This is a genomic window from Microvirga antarctica (genome assembly GCF_017921815.1).
Taxonomy (GTDB): Bacteria; Pseudomonadota; Alphaproteobacteria; order Rhizobiales; family Beijerinckiaceae; genus Microvirga; species Microvirga antarctica.
This window is the reverse complement of record NZ_JAGEMM010000050.1, coordinates 1-299: the sequence shown is the minus strand read 5'-3', so window position 1 is coordinate 299 and position 299 is coordinate 1. Positions and strand designations below refer to the sequence as shown.

1 rRNA gene is annotated in these 299 nt (G+C 53.8%); it reads right to left on the bottom strand.

Annotated elements, in window-relative coordinates:
* Positions 1–299 (bottom strand): 23S ribosomal RNA (locus tag J4G32_RS20805); the annotation flags it as partial.

The window sequence follows — 299 nt, the reverse complement described above, 5'->3', positions numbered from 1 at the left end:
CGGGCTTTTCACCCGCTTTATCGTTACTTATGTCAGCATTCGCACTTCTGATACCTCCAGCAACCCTCACAGGCCACCTTCGCAGGCTTACAGAACGCTCCCCTACCCAACAACACACAGTGTCGCTGCCGCAGCTTCGGTGCATGGTTTAGCCCCGTTACATCTTCCGCGCAGGCCGACTCGACCAGTGAGCTATTACGCTTTCTTTAAATGATGGCTGCTTCTAAGCCAACATCCTGGCTGTCTGGGCCTTCCCACATCGTTTCCCACTTAACCATGACTTTGGGACCTTAGCTGGC